Genomic DNA, 19,738 nt, shown 5'->3' on the forward strand with positions numbered 1-19,738 from the left:
AAAACCTAAGCAGAAATACGACGAGGTCTGCCTAGGTTTTAGCTTTTATGTTTATTATAATCAAATTAATTGTCTTTTTGGTAGTCATCATCATTTTGGTCGTCTTCAATTTGAGCAATTGTTATTTCTTCTGGTGTTTTTCCAGCTACAACTTTTCTTTGATGCATAATTGCATTGATTTCCGCACCGATAATAATGATGAATCCAGTAATATACAACCATAACATGAGTATAATGATACCGGCGATACTACCATATGTTTTAGAGTAATTAGCAAAATTTGAAATGTAAATACCAAATAAATATGAACCACTTAAAAATACGATAGTTGCAAATATAGCGCCTGGTATAACTGAAAGCATTTTAATCTTAACATTTGGCGCTAATGTATAAAGGACAATGAATGCAATGAGTACTACAATGACAGGTAAAGCGAAACGAACTAGATTAAATACCCATTTGATTTGATCGCCTAAACCTATTGGTCCAAAAAGTAATGAACTAATTTGTTCACCAAATGTTGGCAAAATGATTGCTAATGGTAATACAATGATTAACGCAAGCGTGAATAGAACACTTAATAATTTGGAGACAATAAAGTTTCTGCTATCTTCCACATCATAGGCCACATTAAATGAGTTCATCAAAGCTGTCATACCGTTAGATGCGGACCAGAGTGCTAAAATTAATCCGACAGATAAAATGCCGCCACTTGCATTATTCATAATATCACCAACGATTGATGTTACTTGAGGTGCATAATCTTGCGGCACATGATCACTAATCATATTTCTAATCGTTTTTTGGTTAATGCCGAGAGATGGGACGATAGATAATAAGAAAAGTAGCATTGGAAATAATGATAGCATGAAATAATACGATAATTGTGCTGATAAACCAGATGCATCATCTTTTCCAATTCTGTATACTAAATAAGAGAAAAAATTCGAATCTTTAGTATATTTCGCTGGTTTATTGATACGTGATACAAAAAATGCTTGATTGTCTTTTTTTGGTGTTTTAGATTTAAATTCATTAGGTGTAATATATACACGATCACGTTCAATTTGATCGTTCTTGTGTTTTTGCTTCTTATTTTCTTCATCATCTTTGATTTCATTTAGAAAATTAGAAGTAGTTTTATCGTGTTTAGACATATCAAATCTCCTTATGTATTGATATTTAAAGTATACAGTTTAATATACTTTAAATTATATAAAAGGTAAATATGTGTTGCTATATTCTTTTAAGATATAGTAAATTTTTAAAAATAAAATGCTGAAAATAATCAATATATAAAGGGCGAGAAAGAAATCGAAATTTGAAAGTTGATTTCTTGTTCTCGCCCTTTGTTAGCGTGATGATAGTTTCGATAGGATTTAAAATTAGTCATCAGCTATGCTCTACCTATACTATGTTAATTTAGTAATGAAGTGCTATTTGCGTTAGTCATTTAATCGATTGTTTTTGCGTTCAACAAAAGTGTCTTTGGCATTTTTTAAAGAACGTTCTAATTCTGGATTGTTGCGTCTAATCTCTTCAATTGCATCTTTCCAGTATACGACTTCATCTTTAATGTTTGAAATAGCTGAAGGTTTTTGAGAACGATTGCCTTCTTTAATATCTTTAATTGATTGTTTTAATGATTGGCGTGTAGATTTGTCAGCGAGTGTTGCTGCGCCTCCGATTACAGCACCTAATAATATACCTGGAATTAATTTGTTTTGCATGATGTGTTACTCCTCTCTTAAATTAGCATCTTTAATAATGAAATCAATTAAATTATCACAAGATGATTGTACCATTTTATATACGCCTTCGAAATTATTTGTATAATAAGGATCAGGTACATCAGTCTCATCCATATCACTAAACTCTAACAATTTATACAATTGTCCTTTAATATTTGGATTAATGCTTTGAATAGTATTTACGTTACTTTGATCCATAGCAATAATATAATCAAAGTCGTTATCTGATTCAAATAACTCACTTATCATGCCATCAAATGGGACATTGTGTTCTGTTAGTATTTTTTGTGTCCCTTCATGGGGTGTTTGGCCAAGATTCCATTTACCAGTACCTCTTGAAGTTACTTCTATACCATTGATATCTCTATCTTTTAATCTTTGTCGCATAATAGCTTCTGCCATAGGTGATCGACAAATATTTCCAAGACAAACAAATGCAACTGTAATCATGTGTGTACCTCCAAATTATATAATCCTATTTCCCATTTTAATGCTTTTTCAATCATTTCTAAAGAGGAATTAGGATAAAAGTTTTACAAGGTTAGTAAATTTGATAAAATGAATAAAAAAGAGGTGAGCGTAATGACAAAGAACAATGAAGAAATGATCGGTGAAATTAGGGAACGTTTAAATTTAGTTAATCAAAGTTTAATTGACCCTGAAAAGTATAAATCTGCAGATGAACAAGAAGTGAAAGAAGTATATGATTATGTTACATCTAAAGCGTCATTTACACCAAGCGAAGCATCAGCAATTGCAGACGCACTTGGACAAATTCGTAAATAAGGGAGTGTTGAAACATGGTTCAATTACAAGATAAATTGAAACAATACGCCGAGCTTCTAGCTGGAGTAGGTATGAATATACAAAAAGGACAACCAGTATTTATACGTTCAAGTGTAGATGCTTTGGAATTAACACATTACATAGTTGAAGCTGCATATAAAAGAGGCGCTTCTGATGTGAAAGTTGAGTATAGCGATGATCGGTTATCGCGTTTGAAATTTGAATATGAACCAGTTGAGCATTTCGAACTTAATGAGGTTAAAGATTACGAAGTGGCTAAACGTATGGATTACGTTCAACGTGGTGCAGCTAACTTGGCGCTTATCACGCAAGACCCAGATTTATTAAATGGTATTGATAGGGATAAATTATCTGCATTTCAAAAGCAATATGCTACCGCATATAAAGGGTATATGGAAGCAAGTCAAAAAAACCAATTTCCTTGGTGTGTAGCTGCTTTTCCTTCTAAAGCGTGGGCGGCACGTGTATATCCAGATTTATCTGTAGAAGAAGCATATGTTAAATTTATAGATGAAGTTCTAGACATTGTCAGAGTAGATGGTAATGACCCAGTAACAAACTGGGAAGAACATATTGCTAATTTAAGTAAACATGCTGATAAATTACAACATAAGAATTATAAAACTTTACATTATATTTCGGAAGGGACTGATTTAAAAATTGGCCTTCCTAAAGGACATATATGGGAAGATGCAACAAGTTATACCGAAAACGGACAAGCATTTGTTGCTAATATACCAACAGAAGAAGTATTTACTGCGCCCGATCGTTTAAATGTAAATGGGTACGTGACAAACAAATTGCCGTTAAGTCATAATGGCAATATTATTGATGGGTTTACCTTGACATTTAAAGATGGTGCAGTAGTTGATTTTACTGCTGAACAAGGTGAAGATGTGCTACGTGATTTATTAAATACAGACGAAGGAGCCAAACATTTAGGTGAAGTGGCTTTAGTTCCAGATGATTCTCCAATATCAAACCGTAATACGATATTTTATAATACATTATTTGATGAGAATGCGTCTTGTCATATTGCATTAGGTTCAGCATACGGCTTTAATATTGAAGGCGGCACGACCATGACTACAGAAGAAAAACTAGCACATGGTTTGAATGATTCGTTAATCCATGTAGACTTTATGATTGGCAGCCCAGATTTAACTATTTATGGTATTCTGGAAAATGGTGATCAAGAATTGATTTTTGAAAATGGTAATTGGACTAATGATTAAAATTAATTTACGAAAACGAGTAGTTCTTATGCAAGCGTCTTAACGCTTGTATTCTTTTTCTACTCATGCTTGCTGGAGCGGGACAATGAAATTGTTTAAGAAAAATGCGATTTCTGTCCCACTCCTTTCATTTAATACGTTTTATCTAAGCTTTTAAAAGGGGAAGGGTTATTTTATGGGAACTACTAATAGTAAAGCAATGTCAAAATCTAGAAGCATTAAAACAAGACAAGTATTTCCACAAGACACTAATCATCATCATACTATGTTTGGTGGGATGCTTATGGCAAATATAGATGAAATCGCTGCGATTACCGCAATGAAACATAGTAATGCACAAGTTGTGACTGCATCTACAGACTCCGTAGATTTTTTAAAACCAATCAAAACAGGAGACGTTGTCTCATATGAAGCTATGGTGTCATATGCAGGTACTTCTTCGATGGAGGTTTGTGTGCAAATTACAATTGAAGATGTATTGAAAAATGAAAGACATTTAGCAGCACTTAGCTTTTTAACATTTGTTGCATTGAATGATGTTGGCAAACCAATATCTGTGCCACAAGTCTATCCAGAAACAAAAACAGAAACATGGTTTCATGAAACAGCATTAGCAAGGGTGAAACGCCGCAAAGAAAGAAGACAAGAAAGTAAAGAGACAATTGAATTTTTAGCTAATGTACAACATATAGAATGAAGTGTATTAAATCCGTGAGAGTTACATATAAAAGCGAATTGCTTACAAACAAAGAGAGTATATCAAGTTAAATGTCATGAGTGATGGATTAGGTTATGACATTTCAAATGATATGCTCTCTTTATTTAACTTATTGAATTGCAGCTTTATTTAATCCATAGTATATATACGACGCATGTTTGATTCATTTTCTTTAAAATCTGATTGAGGGTAATACATATTTTTAACAAGTATATTGGGACCTAAACAACTAAATTGAGCGCAATGGCAGTTGATGGATTGAGCTAAGGGCGATTTTAGCCATGTGCTAAATACATCTGTTAGTTTGTCATTTTTAATATTAGATAGCGTGCCGTTTTCATCCCCAAAATCTGTGACAATAATATTACCAGTAAATACGTTGACGTTTAGTCTATTTCTCCCATCTGGATCATTTCTCAATGAAACGTTTTGAGCATTTCTAAGCTTTTGAAGTAGGGCTTGGTCCTCCTCATCCCTAATACAAGGATAAATTGGTAGCGTCCCGAAAAGCATCCATGTACCTGGATGACGATGATCTAAAAGATAATGTATAGTTTCTTTTATTTCTCTCAATGATAGTACTTCTAGTTGACTTGCAAAATCAGCAGGATACATCGGATGTATTTCATGTCTCTGACATTTCATATCATAAACAATTTCATTATGTATTTTATTTAAGTGAGGTTGTGTACTTTTATTTAACATGGTTTCTGCTGATATAAACATACCTTGTTCGGAAAGTGTACGAGTGTTTAATAACATTTGATCATATAACTTTAGCTTTGCTTTTAAAGGTGGTTGTTTTTGCATAGCACCAAAACCCACTTCAGTAAACGTATCAATTCTTCCCCAATTGTGAGAGATATGCATTACATCTATATATTCAGCAATCTCTAGATACCTATCTAATGACAATATTAGGTTAGAATTCATTTGTACATATATGCCACGGTCAAAAGCATATTTCAACAGGGGTTTAACTACATTTTTAATAGATTTTTTTGAAAACATAGGTTCGCCACCGGTTATGGATATCGTTTTTAAATTGGGCACTTCGTCTAATCGACGATAAATTAAATCCATTGGCAATGGCGTAGGGTCTGAAGTTTGTAGCGTATAACCTACTGCACAATGGCTGCAACGCATATTGCATAAATTGGTGGTTGTAAATTCAATATTACTTAATGTTAATTGATTATGTTCTGAAAAGTCATTATAGGCTTCCCAAGGGTCGTGAGATATAGATATAGGCTTTTTAAAATGAGGTAAAGCAGAGTTTGAACTAGTCATTTTTAACATCCTTTTATAATGGTTTCGTTGTGATTAGGAAAGTGATCCGTAACTATGTGTATCATCATTTCTAAAACGTGATGTTTTTATTTCAGTTTAATATTATTCAGACATTACCAAAATTTGTCAAATCCATGTTAATATAAGAATATATGAAAAAAAGGAGTTACAAATATTATGGATGAAAATCAAACAATTGATCAAATTAAGAAAAGATTAGAGAAATTTATTGATGATATTGATCATGTGAACCCTGATGAAGTTAAAGTAGAAGATATAGATGAATGGATTGGTTTGTTGGATCAATTAGAAGAAAAAGTTAAGACAGTATCTCATACGTCAGATTAATAGTTAACGAAATTCAATCAGATATGTTTAAAATTTAAATTTTAGTCTAAACACTTTATAGAACGCAAATAGAGAAAGGTGATAATTCATGGCTAAAAAAGTAGCAATTATTGTAACTAATGAATTTGAAGATGTGGAATTAACAAGTCCAAAAGAAGCAATTGAAGAAGCAGGACATGAAACAGTTATTATTGGTAACGAGGCTAATAGTGAAGTGGTAGGTAAACACGGTGCAAAAGAAACAGTAGATGTAAGTATTGCTGATGCTAAAGCAGAAGACTATGATGCTTTATTAATACCAGGCGGTTTCTCACCTGACCATTTACGTGGTGATTCAGAAGGTAGATACGGTACATTTGCTAAATACTTCACTAAAAATGATGTTCCAACATTCGCAATTTGCCATGGACCACAAATATTAATTGATACTGATGATCTAAATGGCAGAACGTTAACAGCGGTGTTAAACGTTCGTAAAGATCTTGCTAATGCAGGTGCTCAAGTTGTCGATGAATCTGTAGTAGTCGATAATAATATTGTTACAAGTCGTACACCCGACGATTTAGATGATTTTAATAAAGCAATTGTAGATCAACTAAACGCTTAATTTATTAAATTAAGCAACATTCGTTTGAATAGATAGTTTAGAATTAGAAGTTAACTCATTATATGAATGAGTTAACTTTTTTGTTGTCTCTTAGGCGTTTCATTGATAAATGTAATTTATAAGTAATAGCGTGTCATGTTAATATACCTAAAGATGAGTAAACTATTTATTATAAAACCTTAAAACGATATACTCATACACCCTTGGACTGATTTTTACTATTTACTATAGATAAAAATTCCAACAATTGATAAACTCACTTATAATGATATGAGAGCAATATAAAGGAGCTACCGCATGAAAAGAAGCGATCGTTATAAGCAAACACACAAAAAATCCCAAACTCATACTGTAAATGAACCTCAATACAATACTTATTTTCAACCAGTCACAAAATCACAAAAGACAAAAAGAGGAAAAGGGCTGTTTTTTAAACTCCTAATTCTACTATTAGTTATAGTAGGCATTTTTATAGGTGCTATGTATGCGTTATCGTCTCGAGCAGACGTTGATGATTTGCAAAATATTGAAGATAAAGATACTTTTGTTTCTGTATCTAATATGCCAGATTATACTAAAGGCGCTTTTATAGCTATGGAAGATGAACGATATTATAAGCATCATGGATTTGATATTAAGGGAACATCACGTGCTATTTTCTCTACTTTGAGCGATAGAAATGTACAAGGTGGAAGTACAATTACACAGCAGGTAGTAAAAAATTATTTTTATGATAATGAACAATCGATAACACGTAAACTCAAAGAATTATTTGTTGCACATCGTGTTGAAAAAGCGTACAGCAAAGATGAAATACTCAGTTTTTATGTGAATAATATATTCTTTGGAAGTGATAATTATTCAGTTGAAGCAGCCGCAAATTATTATTTTGGAGTCACTACAGATAAAAATAATCAAAATTTGCCTCAAATTTCAGTATTACAAAGTGCTATATTAGCAAGTAAAATTAACGCACCCAGTGTTTATAATATTAATGACATGTCAAACAATTTTATAAACCGAGTAAAGATAGATTTAGAAAAGATGAAACAACAGGGGTATATCTCTAATGATCAATATAAAAATGCTTTATTAGAGTTAGGTGTATAAATAGCATAGGTGTTCTGAATTGAAGCGTAAGTAATGTTTTGATTTCTAGTATTTGCATCAGATCAAATGACAATAAAGGAAAAATTTATATCAATCCGTTTTAACGCTATTTATGCTAAAGCACCGTGTATCCATGTGGTTTGACTCATATGTCCTCATTAATTCTTGGTACTATTTATGATTTGATTTGGATTTTAGCTCATTTAATCCACTGTGCAGATGAGCCTCTCTTAATGTAAGGCTCCAGTACGTTATTCTTTTTTAGCCATCCTTAATGGAGCGGGACAACGAAACCATTTTTTGAGAAAAGTGATTTCTGTTCCGCTTCTTTTTAATGTTATAATTTAATTAAGGTACATATTTTTCAGTAGATGTTTAAATATAAAAACCACTATAATTCCATTCATAATCGATATAAGTTATTCTTATAAGTGGAGTGAATACAATGCCGAAAATCACAAAAATTGAAGTACAAAAAAATAATAAAGAACGTTTTAATTTATATTTAGATGATGAATTTGAAATGGGTATCGATATTGATACTTTTGTCTATTTCAACCTCAAAAAAGACCAAATAGTTGAAGCACAAGATATGGAAAAAATTCAAAACTATGAACAATATAGACAAGCTATCAATATAGCTATTCAGTATTTATCTTATAGAAAAAGAACTGAACACGAAGTAGCGCAACATTTATCTAAAAAAGATATATCTGAACCTGTTATTGCAAATGTTTTAGAATACTGTCATAAACAAAAACTAATAGATCATAAAGATTATGCTAATAGTTTGAAAAATACGATGATTTTAACGACAGACAAAGGTCCTGAGATTTTCAAACAAAAATTGCATCAAGCTGGTATCGAACAAAAATTAATTGATGAATATGCGCTTATTTATATTGAGGAACAGCCGTTAGATGACATTTTAAAAGTAGCTAAAAAAATTTTAAAACAGAAGAAAGGCCCTCAAATAAAACGAAAAGAAAAACTAACACAATCTCTAATGCAAAAGGGTTATACGTTTGACACCATTAATCTAGTTATAGAAGCGTTGGATTTCTCACAATCCGAAGAAACATTAGATATATTGCTACAAGATGAGTTAGAGAAAGCGTATAATAAATTTTCAAAAAAATATTCAGGTAAAAAAATAATTAATAAAACAATTGAAACGCTTATGAGAAAAGGTTACCAATATGATAAAATAAAATCTAAACTAGAAGAGAGTGGTATAGAAGATGGAACGGAAGAAATTGAGTGAAATGAGCGAAATAGAATTACGTCATGAAATTCAAGGGTATAAAGAACAAATGCGTAAAGCAGAAATGAACGGTATATATAATGAGTATGATGTATATGCTAGTAAAGCCATTATAGCTGAGAGTTATTTAATAGATAGAAATAAAGTAGAACTTGGTAAAATATATCAATTAAATGACGGAACTGGAAATTATTTTAAGGTAGAACGGCTTAAAGGCGTTTTTGCATGGGGGTTCAGAATTAATAGTTCAGAACCAGAAGAAGGTTTGCCTCTAGCATTATTAAAACTGTAGAAGGATGAAGATAGCATGGGTAGTTCAATTATTTTAAAGTTACTTAATGTAACGCACTATTATAGAGATAAAAAGTCAAAAAAATGGTATCAGCCTTTTGGTTATGATGCAGAGAATATAGAATTGAATAATATTAACTTACATATCTATCAAGGTGAATCATTAGGCATTATTGGTGAACCTGGTTCTTCAAAATCACTTATAGGACGTATATTAAGCGGTGAAGTTAAGCCTGATAAGGGGAAAGTTATTCGCAAAATGGATGTGTTTTATGCAGATATAGATGATAAATATTTGCAAGATATTTCAGTGGTAGATTATGTATCACATGCAGTCACATTATTTCCTTATAAAACAAATACTCATAAAGTCGAACAGGTTTTAAAATATGCTCATATAGAAGAACAAAGCGATACACCTATATGTGAACTCTCAGATGAAGCTTATGCGCGTTTACTTTTTACGCTTTCTCGCACTTCGAAAGCAAATATTATTATTTTTAATAAAATACTGCAAAATTTAACTGATGAATATTTTGAAAAAGCAATTGAGCTATCAAATGAATACATAAACAATAATTTAACCATTGTTATGATAGATGACAATGTAGAAAGAATTACAAAAGCAAGTAATTATATAGCTTGGATTTCTCATGGACAATTTAGAATGGAAGGCTCCATTAAACAAGTTATCCCTCTATTTAAAGATCATGAAAGAGATAGAAATTCTTTAAAAACAGATGATGAAAAAAAGAATTTTGATCTAGATTGGAAAGAAAATAGAACACGTACACCTGAATTAACCTATAACTTCAAACGTGTAGATAGATATAATCACGTCAAACCCCCTGTTGTTCTAGTAAGAATTTGGATATGGGTTAGTATTTTTATTTTAGGAATGGTTTTAACGGCGTTGTTAATGTTTAACGATATAGGGAAAATTAAAATTGGTCAGAACGAAGACCAAGCTTCTATACAAAATCAATCGAAAAATCCTTATGAAGAAAAACTAGCTTATGGCATTGTTTTAGACGATTCAATCAAACTTGAAAACATGGAAAGTGATAAAGATTTAAAAGCGACTAAATATGCTTTTATTACAATTACTGGGGAAAACAGTAAAAGTTATAAAGTTACTGTTGATAACCAGTCTTATAAAGTTAGTAAAAAAGATATACGTTATTTTGACCCAGCTGGGTTATTTGAGGAACACAGTGGTAAATCACTTGCACCATTTATGAGTAATAATTATAGCAATTACTATGAATTTTATAATAGTCACTTACATAAAAAACATAGTACTGTGACAGATTCACTTGTACCAGAAGCAGGTGGAAATAATCGTTTTATTGTGCCAATTACGCAACAGCCAATAACAATGATATTTAATGACCAAAATAAACTAGCAGGTTTTACTATCCCAATGAAAGATAAGGAAAAATTAAAAAATAAGTTTAATATAGATAATAATTTTTGGATAACTAAATCAGACGAAGGTTATTTTATGGCAGACTTCAAAAATAATAAATGGATATATATTGAATTGTAGGTGTAGTAAATGATAGATAATATAATTAATTTTTATAAAAACACACCATATTTAAGTAAACATTTGTTTCATCGCTTAAAAGGACAATGGAAATGGTTTGTAATACCTTTTGTTGTAAGCATCCTTTTATTATGGTTATTAATGTTTATTTTTAAAATAAATGGTACAGAAGAAATAAAACAAGCTCGAGGCTATTTTAGATTAGCAGCTTTAACAAGTTTCATATTTATTTGGATGGCAATTTATCACAGCGTTCATTTGTTTAAAAAAGAATATTTTACTACTAAACTGTATAATTTAAACCCAATATTTCAAAATATTGTTATAGCTGTTATTTCTAATCTCTTAATGTTTATTGCACTAATGTTCATTATCTTTATGACTCCAGTAAATATTGAAAGTTCTATACCATCTGCATTGTATTTTGTGGTCATGTCTACAATCTTTGTAGTGATAACTTCCACACTGATTGGTTTATTTACAGTCATTAGAAAAAATGTAGATATGATAATGTATGTCCTATCATTTATAATGTTTTTTATTGTACCGATTATTTTCATACCGTCAAGTTATTCAACATTATTCACTCATATTTTAATGCTAAACCCATTATTTTATCTCGTTGATGGTATTTCACAATCTGTCGTTTTAGGCGCATTAAGTTTGAATAATGTCCCCTATCATTTCTATTACCTATTTTTTGTAGCAACAGTTTGTATTATGATATTTGCAATGTATAGAATAACAGCATACAAAAAATTCCGATTTTTTGCTCCAATAATGAATCAATCTAAAGAAAACAGTACAACAAACGAAATAGAGAATGGGCATATTGAAACATCTAAAGACATGAAAAAACATTAGAAAACTGATTTTATTTAGTTCAGTTTACGCTAATAAAAGATTAAAAAATAGGAAGTAATCAATGATATAGTACATGATTACTTCCTATTTTTTTAATTTATAACGTTTACTTTGCAAATAATTTTTTTTGTAATTTATCTTCACTGAATACCCAACCGATATAAGAATGATCAATATTCATACATTCATCTAAATGAGCAATCGCTACGAAAGAATAATGTCCATTTTTTAAATAACGTAAATCAATTAATCTAATTTCCGTTGTATCATCATCCAATTTTCTTGTTTGCCAACGATAGATAGATGAAAAGTTAAGAAATGTTTTGATATTTTTATCGTCTTTTACATACTTCATTAAATCGTTACTTGGAAATGAATGACGTTTTGATTTATCACTAAAAACGATATTGCGGCCGTAACTACGCCCCACATAATCATATGCTTCTGTTTGAATAGCTACACGCCATTCCATAAAACGCATTGTAGGCGCAACGAAAACTTTGACTGGGTTATGCTCTTGTTTAATTTGTTTTAATGCTTGTTGCTTAATTATTGCTTGCATTCTAAAGCGAATAATATAATAGACAACGAGTATTCCAACAATAGGGAAGAATGAAATGTAAGGATGTAAACCTATTATCCAAAGTATGATACCAATACATAACAAGGAGAAAATGATTGGATCAAACGTATTAATTACACTGAGTTGAATCCATTTATTTGTAATTGGTCTAAGCGCTTGAGTACCATAAGAATTAAATATATCTACAAAAACATGAAGAAATACTGCAAGCTGTGCCCACAACCAAATATGGCCAGTATCAATATTTTTAAAAAACGTAAATATAAATAAAGTTATAAGTAACGGCCATAAAATTGTAAAAGGTATTGAATGTGTTATCCCTCTATGGTTTGATATATAAGTGGCATTATCTTTAAGCTTTAAAACTGTGTCACTATCAGGTATCAAAGAACCAATAATTAATGTGGTGGCTGTAGCTGCAAATGAACCGGTCATTGCAGGGTCTTGTGTTGCTAAAGCTGTTAAACCGATACCCATGACAATATGCGTACCTGTATCCATAAGTATCCTCTCATTTCATTTCGATATTATATCTATTATAATCTAATATACTAAATAATAAAATTAACATACTAAAATTAAGAAAAAAAGTTTTAGAATGACGCATAGAAAGAGATGTATAACATGTTAAATAAATCGCAATTTAAAAATAATCTCGTTACATGGTTTGAAGAAAATCAACGTCAAATGCCATGGAGAGAAACCACTAATCCGTATTATATTTGGTTAAGTGAAGTTATGTTACAACAAACACAAGTTAAAACTGTAATTGATTACTATCACAAATTTATTAGTAGGTTCCCGACTATTTATGAATTGAGCAAAGCTCACGAAGATGAAGTACTTAAATATTGGGAAGGGCTTGGTTATTATAGTAGAGCACGTAATTTTCATACCGCTATAAAAGATGTCTATGAATCTTATAATGGGGAAGTCCCAGATGATCCGCAACTTTTTGGAAAACTTAAAGGCGTAGGACCTTATACTCAAGCAGCTGTAATGAGTATTGCTTTCAATAAGCCATTAGCAACTGTTGACGGTAATGTTTTTAGGGTTTGGTCTAGGCTAAATAATGATGATCGAGATATTAAATTACAATCTACAAGAAAAGCTTTTGAAAATGAGTTAGCGCCTTATGTTCAAGAAAAGGCTGGTACTTTTAATCAGGCTATGATGGAATTAGGTGCGTTAATCTGTACTCCAAAAAACGCATTGTGTTTATTTTGTCCCGTTCAAGCACATTGCGAAGCTTTTGAACAAGGAACAGTTGAACAATTACCGGTGAAAACTACACAAGTGAAGAAAAAACATATAAAACAAAATGTGTATATTATAAAAAACACAGACGGCGCTTATCTTATTGAAAAACGAACACAAAGGCTGTTAAACAATATGTGGGAATTCCCAATGTTTGAAGCTACAGGTGATGAAAGTGTAAACGCACAATTATCAACGAATATTCAGTTTCAACATAAACCTGTTTATTCATTGAAACACCAATTTACGCATATAACTTGGGATATCAACGTGTACTTAGCAAAAACCCAAGTTAATCCACAAGAAGTTACTTTATCTGAAAATATGGTATGGATGAAATTAGAAGATAGGGAGAATTATAATTTTCCAGTAAGTATGTCCAAAATATATAAATTTTTGATAACCAACAGTTAGGGTCGTTCTGTTAAGCATAATTATGTTATAATTCAATGTGTGAAATAAGAAAAGGTGGTGTGGAGCATGGTGAAAGAATCCATACCTAAAGAAGGTCAGACAATAAAAATTCAAAGTTATAAACATGATGGTAATATACATCGTGTTTGGTCTGAAACGACTATTTTAAAGGGTACGGATCATGTAGTCATTGGTGGCAATGACCATACATTAGTAACAGAAAGTGATAATCGCACATGGATTACAAGAGAACCAGCAATTGTGTATTTCCATTCTGAGTACTGGTTTAATGTTATTTGTATGTTTAGGGAAGATGGCGTTTATTATTATTGTAATTTATCCTCACCATTTGTATGCGACGAGGAAGCTTTGAAATACATTGATTACGATTTAGATATTAAAGTCTATCCTAATGGTAAATATCATCTTTTAGATGAAGATGAATATGAGCAACATATGAAGCAAATGAATTATTCTTCTGATATTGATATTATTTTAAGAAGAAATGTAGATATTCTACAACAATGGATCGAACAGAAAAAGGGGCCCTTTGCTCCAGATTTTATTAAAGTCTGGCGTGAAAGATTTAAAAAGATTAGAGATTATTAAGCAGATTTAATGTATTTAAGTGATTTATCGTATATAGTTAGATAGGTATAAACAATACAAAATAATTATTTAATTTTGAAAATCACAGCAAATGCACGATAATAATCACCTAGTCAAAGATAAATTGTATTAACAGCCTTGTTGAAATTCAACGAAGGCTGTTTCATTTGCTGAAATAAGCAGGGAGGAGTAAGTTATATGATTCGCAGATATTTACAATTCGTAAGACCATATAAATGGCGGATCATTGCCACTATACTTGTTGGTATATTAAAATTTGGTATTCCAATGCTGATTCCATTATTAATTAAATATGTTATTGATAACATTATTAATAATGGGGCAATCACTATTGAAGAAAAATTTACAAGATTAGCAATTGCATTAGGTATAGCAATATTCATTTTTGTGATTGTTAGACCACCGATAGAATTTTTAAGACAATACTTAGCGCAATGGACGAGTAATAAAATTTTATATGACATTCGTAAAAAGTTATATAACCATTTGCAAGCTTTGAGCTCAAGATTTTATGCTAATAATCAAGCGGGCCAAGTTATTTCAAGAGTGATTAATGATGTTGAGCAGACCAAAGATTTTATTTTAACAGGGTTAATGAATATTTGGCTTGACTGTATCACTATCGTTATCGCTTTATCTATTATGTTTGTTTTAGATGTGAAATTAACATTAGCAGCAATCATTATTTTCCCAATATATATTTTAACAGTGTATTTCTTCTTTGGACGCTTAAGAAACTTAACAAGAAAAAGATCTCAAGCATTAGCAGAAGTACAAGGCTTTTTACATGAACGTGTACAAGGTATGTCAGTTATTAAAAGTTTTGCTATCGAAGATAACGAAGCAGCTAATTTTGATAAACATAACAGTAATTTTTTACAGCGTGCCTTTACACATACACGATGGAATGCCTATTCTTTTTCAGCGATTAATACAGTAACAGATTTAGGACCACTTATCATTATAGGCTCAGGCGCTGTTTTAGCTATCAATGGGTCTATTACAGTAGGGACACTAGCTGCATTTGTCGGTTATCTTGAACAACTCTTCGGCCCTTTACGTAGACTAGTTTCTTCATTTACTACATTAACTCAAAGTTTTGCGTCTATGGACCGTGTTTTCCAATTGATGGACGAAGGTTATGATATTAAAAATAAAAAGGGTGCTTTACCTTTAGAGATTAAAGAAGGGCGTATTGAAATTAATGATGTTAGTTTCAAATACAATAATGAAGAATCTACTATATTAAATCATATTAATTTAGATATTGAAGAGGGCGAAACTGTCGCTTTTGTTGGTATGAGTGGTGGAGGTAAATCTACGCTGATTAATCTCATCCCAAGATTTTACGATGTAACAGATGGTGAAATTAAAATAGATGGTACTAATATTAAATCATATTTAACTGGTAGTTTAAGACATCAAATTGGGTTAGTTCAGCAAGATAATATTTTATTCTCAGATACGATTAAAGAAAATATCTTATTAGGTAGACCGAATGCTACAGACCAGGAAGTCATTACTGCTGCAAAAATGGCTAACGCACATGATTTTATTATGGAATTATCAGAAGGGTATGATACAGAAGTTGGAGAAAGAGGCGTTAAACTTTCTGGTGGCCAGAAACAACGTATTTCTATAGCACGTATTTTCCTTAATAATCCACCCATTATTATATTAGATGAAGCGACGAGTGCACTAGATTTAGAAAGCGAATCTATTATTCAAGAAGCATTGAATATCTTAAGTGAAAATCGTACTACATTGATTGTCGCGCATAGATTATCTACAATTACACATGCAGATAAAATAGTAGTTATTGAAAATGGTGAGATAGTAGAAAGTGGTACGCATCAAGAGTTATTAGCTAAAAACGGAACGTATGAACACCTATATAGTATTCAAAATTTATAATAGGTAGAAAAGTGAGCAAAAAATCTATTGTGTTGCTTTTTGAGACAACGCCAGTAATAATAAAAAAGAGGCTAGGACAATATGACGTCCGGCCTCTTTTTATTTATAAATCGAAATCTTCTTCTTCAATTTCAATTTCATTATCATTTTGATGATAAGAAAAGAAACTAATAACTAACCGATCTAAATGTTCTAAAGTATAACGATATTCTTCTATGGATGAAATAATCTGCATGATATTAGCGAAAGAATATGTTGTTTGGTAAGGATCTTTGATAATTTCACGTTGAAAGGCATCCATTAAATCTTTTTTTTGCGGATTCTCAATTTGACTGTCGAAGTGGCTAACGTCGTAACGTGCTTTTTTTGAAAGACTGATAAAAATTTGTTCATGATAAGCGATTAGCAAATCAATCTCTAATTTAATTTGTAGTAGTAATTCATTATTTAAATTATGAAGATCATTTTGGTATCGATTCATTCGTTTTAATACATCATAAGCTTGACGTGTACTTCGAACAACTTGCTTGAAGAGTATTTTTTTTCTGTTTTGTGCGTACATTTGCTTTTTAGTCCAAGGTCTTTCCTCTTCATAATACTCAAATGTTTGCTCTAACTTCGAAATACGTTTGCTAATTAGGCCTCTATCTTCTTTGATATGATGATATTCAGATGTGTCATTTAAAACAAGTTTGAACCATACAAATATGTCTGAACAAATATTCAAAGCGTTATAGTAAATTTTCGACTCAAATTTAGGGGGTAAAAATAAAAGATTAACTGCAGAAGAACTAATTACACCTACCATAACAAGTACAAATCTGTAAAATGCAGAAACATAAAAGTTACCAGTATGTGTTCCCATAATTATTAATGCAGTTATACTTGCAAGTGTAGCTACATGTTCCAAATTAAAACGGAATAAAATGGCAATTAATAGTATAACGGTAACACCCATGATTACTGGATTATTACCAAAAACTGTAACCATAACAACTGCAAGTAATGCACCTATGAGGTTACCAATTGCTCTTTCTGAAATTGTTTTAATGGAACGAAAAACACTTGGTTGCATCGCGATTACCGCACTGACTGCAGCGATTGCTTTTAATCCTGCTTCATCAGGGAACAGAGAAGCGATAAACAAAGCAAGTATAATAGCTATACCTGTCTTCAGAATACGTGCTCCTAATTTCAAATGTACCGCTCCTTCGTATATTTAATAAAATAATGTTTATACTTGTTATACAACGATTCCCTATAAAATTCAAGTTTATTTCATTTGACTGAATGCATAATCTACAGCTGCTAATGTTTGATCTATATCTTTTTTAGTGTGTTCAGTTGTTAAAAACCATGCTTCAAATTTGGATGGTGCAAGGTTAATTCCTTGATGTAACATGAGTTTGAAGAATTTAGCAAACGCTTCTCCATCTGAATTTTCAGCTTGGTCATAATGTGTGACAACTTCATTTGTGAAGTAAAGCGTCAATGCACCATATACTCTATTAACAGTTGCAGTTATATGGTGTTTTTGAATTAGTTCATTCAAGCCTTCCTCTAAGTGTTGTCCTAAATCGTTGAGATGTTCATATATGCCTTCTTGTTCTAATACTTCCAATAAAGCAATACCTGCTTTCATCGATAATGGATTACCAGCCATCGTTCCAGCTTGATATGCAGGACCTAATGGTGCGACTTGTTCCATTATCTCTTGTTTGCCGCCATAACCGCCTATTGGCAAGCCACCGCCGATAATTTTCCCAAAAGCAGTCAAATCGGGGTAAACTTTGTAAAGATCTTGCGCACCACCATAATGGAAACGAAAGGCAGTAATGACCTCGTCATAAATTACTAAACTTCCATTATTATGTGTGATTTCATTTACTTGTTCTAAAAAACCTTGTTTAGGTTTGACCATACCAAAATTTCCAACAATCGGTTCCACTAAAACTGCCGCAATGTCATCCCCCCAATAATTAATAGCTTCTTTATATGCGTCGATATCATTATAAGGTACTGTGATAACTTCTTGCGCAACGCTTTGAGGCACACCTGCTGAATCAGGAGAACCTAATTGGGAAGGTCCACTGCCAGCTGCTACTAATACTAGGTCTGAGTGACCGTGATATTGACCTGAAAATTTGATTATTTTATTTCTTCTAGTATATGCGCGGGCTACACGTATGGTTGTCATCACAGCTTCTGTCCCTGAGTTTACAAAACGAATTTTTTCTAATGAAGGAATTGCATCGCGTAATTTTTTGGCAAAGTCTATTTCCAACTCTGTAGGTGTACCATATAAAACACCCAGTGCAGCTTGGTCTTGAATTGCTTTTGTAATATGAGGATGCGCATGACCAGTTATAATTGGGCCGTATGCTTGTAAATAATCAATATACTTATTTCCATCTACATCATATAGATAAGCGCCTTCTCCAGATTGCATCATTACTGGAGCACCACCTCCTACAGCTTTATATGAACGAGAAGGCGAATTGACGCCACCTAATATATATTCATTTGAAAAATTTTGAAGTCTTTCACTTTCAGTAAATTTCATTAATATCAACCTCTTTTAATTTAATATTTTCGTTTATTATCGTATCATATAATTAATATTAAAAAGAAATAGGGTGAGTTATTTGTTAAAAAAAGGAGATCAATTTCCCAAATTCAAACTAGAAAATCAAAATGGGGACATTATTTCTAATGAAACGCTTAAAGGAAGTAAAGCAGTAATTTACTTCTATCCTAGAGATAATACGCCAACTTGTACTACAGAAGCATGTGATTTTAGAGATAATTTATCTTATTTTAATAAACTTGATACACAAGTATATGGTATCAGTGGAGATACAAAGAAAAAACACCAAAATTTTAGCAATAAACTTAACTTGAATTTTGATTTGCTGATAGACGAGGATTATCAATTATCTAATGAAGTTGGTGTGTATCAATTAAAAAAATCTTTTGGTAAAGAATCTATGGGGATAGTAAGAACTACATTTGTCTTAGATGAAAATGGTATTATTATAGATGTAATTGAAAAGGTTAAAGTAAAATCACAAATGGAAGAACTAAAAGCTATTTTGGGGTGAGATTA

Annotated in this window: 21 protein-coding genes; 14 read left to right on the plus strand and 7 right to left on the minus strand. The window is 31.5% G+C overall.

Annotated elements, in window-relative coordinates:
* Positions 1 to 65 precede the first annotated feature (65 nt).
* From BJG89_RS05375 to BJG89_RS05385, 3 genes are all read right to left on the minus strand, one after another.
* Positions 66 to 1,157, minus strand: a complete 1,092-nt coding sequence (locus BJG89_RS05375; RefSeq protein WP_096808934.1) for a YihY/virulence factor BrkB family protein — start codon at positions 1,155 to 1,157, stop codon at positions 66 to 68.
* A gap of 288 nt (positions 1,158 to 1,445) precedes the next feature.
* Positions 1,446 to 1,730 (minus strand): YtxH domain-containing protein, encoded by a 285-nt coding sequence (locus tag BJG89_RS05380; protein ID WP_096808936.1) that lies wholly within the window; start codon positions 1,728 to 1,730, stop codon positions 1,446 to 1,448.
* A gap of 6 nt (positions 1,731 to 1,736) precedes the next feature.
* Positions 1,737 to 2,201, minus strand: coding sequence for a low molecular weight protein-tyrosine-phosphatase (locus BJG89_RS05385; protein ID WP_096808938.1), 465 nt, complete (start codon positions 2,199 to 2,201; stop codon positions 1,737 to 1,739).
* A 132-nt stretch (positions 2,202 to 2,333) separates the two neighbouring features.
* Here BJG89_RS05385 and BJG89_RS05390 point away from each other — a divergent pair, with 132 nt between their 5' ends.
* The 3 genes from BJG89_RS05390 to BJG89_RS05400 all read left to right on the plus strand — a co-directional run bounded on the left by BJG89_RS05390 (position 2,334) and on the right by BJG89_RS05400 (position 4,490).
* Entirely contained in the window at positions 2,334 to 2,537 is a 204-nt protein-coding gene (locus tag BJG89_RS05390) for a DUF1128 family protein (RefSeq protein ID WP_096808941.1), read from the plus strand.
* 14 nt (positions 2,538 to 2,551) lie between these two features.
* Positions 2,552 to 3,793 carry an aminopeptidase gene (locus BJG89_RS05395; RefSeq protein ID WP_096808943.1) on the plus strand — a complete coding sequence of 414 codons (1,242 nt, stop codon included), beginning with the start codon at positions 2,552 to 2,554 and terminating at the stop codon, positions 3,791 to 3,793.
* A gap of 175 nt (positions 3,794 to 3,968) precedes the next feature.
* On the plus strand, positions 3,969 to 4,490 hold the full coding sequence (locus tag BJG89_RS05400) for an acyl-CoA thioesterase (protein ID WP_096808945.1): 522 nt from the start codon (positions 3,969 to 3,971) through the stop codon (positions 4,488 to 4,490).
* A gap of 150 nt (positions 4,491 to 4,640) precedes the next feature.
* Here the strand turns inward: BJG89_RS05400 and yfkAB are convergent, their stop codons facing one another.
* Positions 4,641 to 5,801 (minus strand): radical SAM/CxCxxxxC motif protein YfkAB, encoded by a 1,161-nt coding sequence (gene yfkAB, locus BJG89_RS05405; protein ID WP_232165069.1) that lies wholly within the window; start codon positions 5,799 to 5,801, stop codon positions 4,641 to 4,643.
* A 177-nt stretch (positions 5,802 to 5,978) separates the two neighbouring features.
* Here yfkAB and BJG89_RS05410 point away from each other — a divergent pair, with 177 nt between their 5' ends.
* From BJG89_RS05410 to BJG89_RS05440, 7 genes are all read left to right on the plus strand, one after another.
* A complete protein-coding gene (locus BJG89_RS05410; RefSeq protein WP_096808949.1) occupies positions 5,979 to 6,149 on the plus strand; it encodes an SE1561 family protein in 171 nt (56 codons plus the stop codon).
* Positions 6,150 to 6,237: 88 nt separating this feature from the next.
* A complete protein-coding gene (locus BJG89_RS05415) occupies positions 6,238 to 6,756 on the plus strand; it encodes a type 1 glutamine amidotransferase domain-containing protein (protein WP_096808952.1) in 519 nt (172 codons plus the stop codon).
* Between the two features lie 297 nt (positions 6,757 to 7,053).
* Positions 7,054 to 7,866, plus strand: a complete 813-nt coding sequence (gene sgtB / locus BJG89_RS05420) for a monofunctional peptidoglycan glycosyltransferase SgtB (RefSeq protein ID WP_096808954.1) — start codon at positions 7,054 to 7,056, stop codon at positions 7,864 to 7,866.
* 445 nt (positions 7,867 to 8,311) lie between these two features.
* Positions 8,312 to 9,130 carry a recombination regulator RecX gene (recX, locus tag BJG89_RS05425; RefSeq protein ID WP_096808956.1) on the plus strand — a complete coding sequence of 273 codons (819 nt, stop codon included), beginning with the start codon at positions 8,312 to 8,314 and terminating at the stop codon, positions 9,128 to 9,130.
* Positions 9,108 to 9,422, plus strand: a complete 315-nt coding sequence (locus BJG89_RS05430) for a YfhH family protein (protein ID WP_096808958.1) — start codon at positions 9,108 to 9,110, stop codon at positions 9,420 to 9,422. The genes recX and BJG89_RS05430 overlap by 23 nt, the downstream gene beginning before the upstream one ends.
* 15 nt (positions 9,423 to 9,437) lie before the next feature.
* Entirely contained in the window at positions 9,438 to 10,970 is a 1,533-nt protein-coding gene (locus BJG89_RS05435; RefSeq protein WP_096808960.1) for an ATP-binding cassette domain-containing protein, read from the plus strand.
* A gap of 9 nt (positions 10,971 to 10,979) precedes the next feature.
* Complete coding sequence (locus BJG89_RS05440; protein ID WP_182478045.1) at positions 10,980 to 11,834, plus strand: sugar ABC transporter permease; 855 nt, start codon at positions 10,980 to 10,982, stop codon at positions 11,832 to 11,834.
* A gap of 106 nt (positions 11,835 to 11,940) precedes the next feature.
* Here BJG89_RS05440 and BJG89_RS05445 read toward each other — a convergent pair whose 3' ends face one another.
* Positions 11,941 to 12,918, minus strand: coding sequence for a metal-dependent hydrolase (locus BJG89_RS05445; protein WP_096808962.1), 978 nt, complete (start codon positions 12,916 to 12,918; stop codon positions 11,941 to 11,943).
* 123 nt (positions 12,919 to 13,041) lie between these two features.
* Here BJG89_RS05445 and mutY point away from each other — a divergent pair, with 123 nt between their 5' ends.
* From mutY to BJG89_RS05460, 3 genes are all read left to right on the plus strand, one after another.
* Positions 13,042 to 14,088 carry an A/G-specific adenine glycosylase gene (mutY, locus tag BJG89_RS05450; RefSeq protein WP_096808963.1) on the plus strand — a complete coding sequence of 349 codons (1,047 nt, stop codon included), beginning with the start codon at positions 13,042 to 13,044 and terminating at the stop codon, positions 14,086 to 14,088.
* Positions 14,089 to 14,154: 66 nt separating this feature from the next.
* On the plus strand, positions 14,155 to 14,697 hold the full coding sequence (ntdP, locus tag BJG89_RS05455) for a nucleoside tri-diphosphate phosphatase (protein ID WP_096808965.1): 543 nt from the start codon (positions 14,155 to 14,157) through the stop codon (positions 14,695 to 14,697).
* A gap of 198 nt (positions 14,698 to 14,895) precedes the next feature.
* Positions 14,896 to 16,632 carry an ABC transporter ATP-binding protein gene (locus BJG89_RS05460; protein WP_096808967.1) on the plus strand — a complete coding sequence of 579 codons (1,737 nt, stop codon included), beginning with the start codon at positions 14,896 to 14,898 and terminating at the stop codon, positions 16,630 to 16,632.
* A 103-nt stretch (positions 16,633 to 16,735) separates the two neighbouring features.
* On the opposite strand, the gene BJG89_RS05465 is transcribed toward BJG89_RS05460, so the two are convergent.
* Together BJG89_RS05465 and BJG89_RS05470 are read right to left on the minus strand one after the other, a co-directional pair.
* Positions 16,736 to 17,830 (minus strand): FUSC family protein, encoded by a 1,095-nt coding sequence (locus BJG89_RS05465; protein WP_096808969.1) that lies wholly within the window; start codon positions 17,828 to 17,830, stop codon positions 16,736 to 16,738.
* Between the two features lie 75 nt (positions 17,831 to 17,905).
* Positions 17,906 to 19,195: a glutamate-1-semialdehyde 2,1-aminomutase gene (locus BJG89_RS05470; RefSeq protein ID WP_096808970.1), complete on the minus strand. Its 1,290-nt coding sequence runs from the start codon at positions 19,193 to 19,195 to the stop codon at positions 17,906 to 17,908.
* Between the two features lie 82 nt (positions 19,196 to 19,277).
* On the opposite strand from BJG89_RS05470, the gene BJG89_RS05475 reads away from it, so the two are divergent.
* Positions 19,278 to 19,733 carry a peroxiredoxin gene (locus tag BJG89_RS05475; protein WP_096808972.1) on the plus strand — a complete coding sequence of 152 codons (456 nt, stop codon included), beginning with the start codon at positions 19,278 to 19,280 and terminating at the stop codon, positions 19,731 to 19,733.
* Positions 19,734 to 19,738: the final 5 nt, after the last annotated feature.

Source organism: Staphylococcus nepalensis (assembly GCF_002442935.1).
In the GTDB taxonomy this organism is placed as follows: domain Bacteria; phylum Bacillota; class Bacilli; order Staphylococcales; family Staphylococcaceae; genus Staphylococcus; species Staphylococcus nepalensis.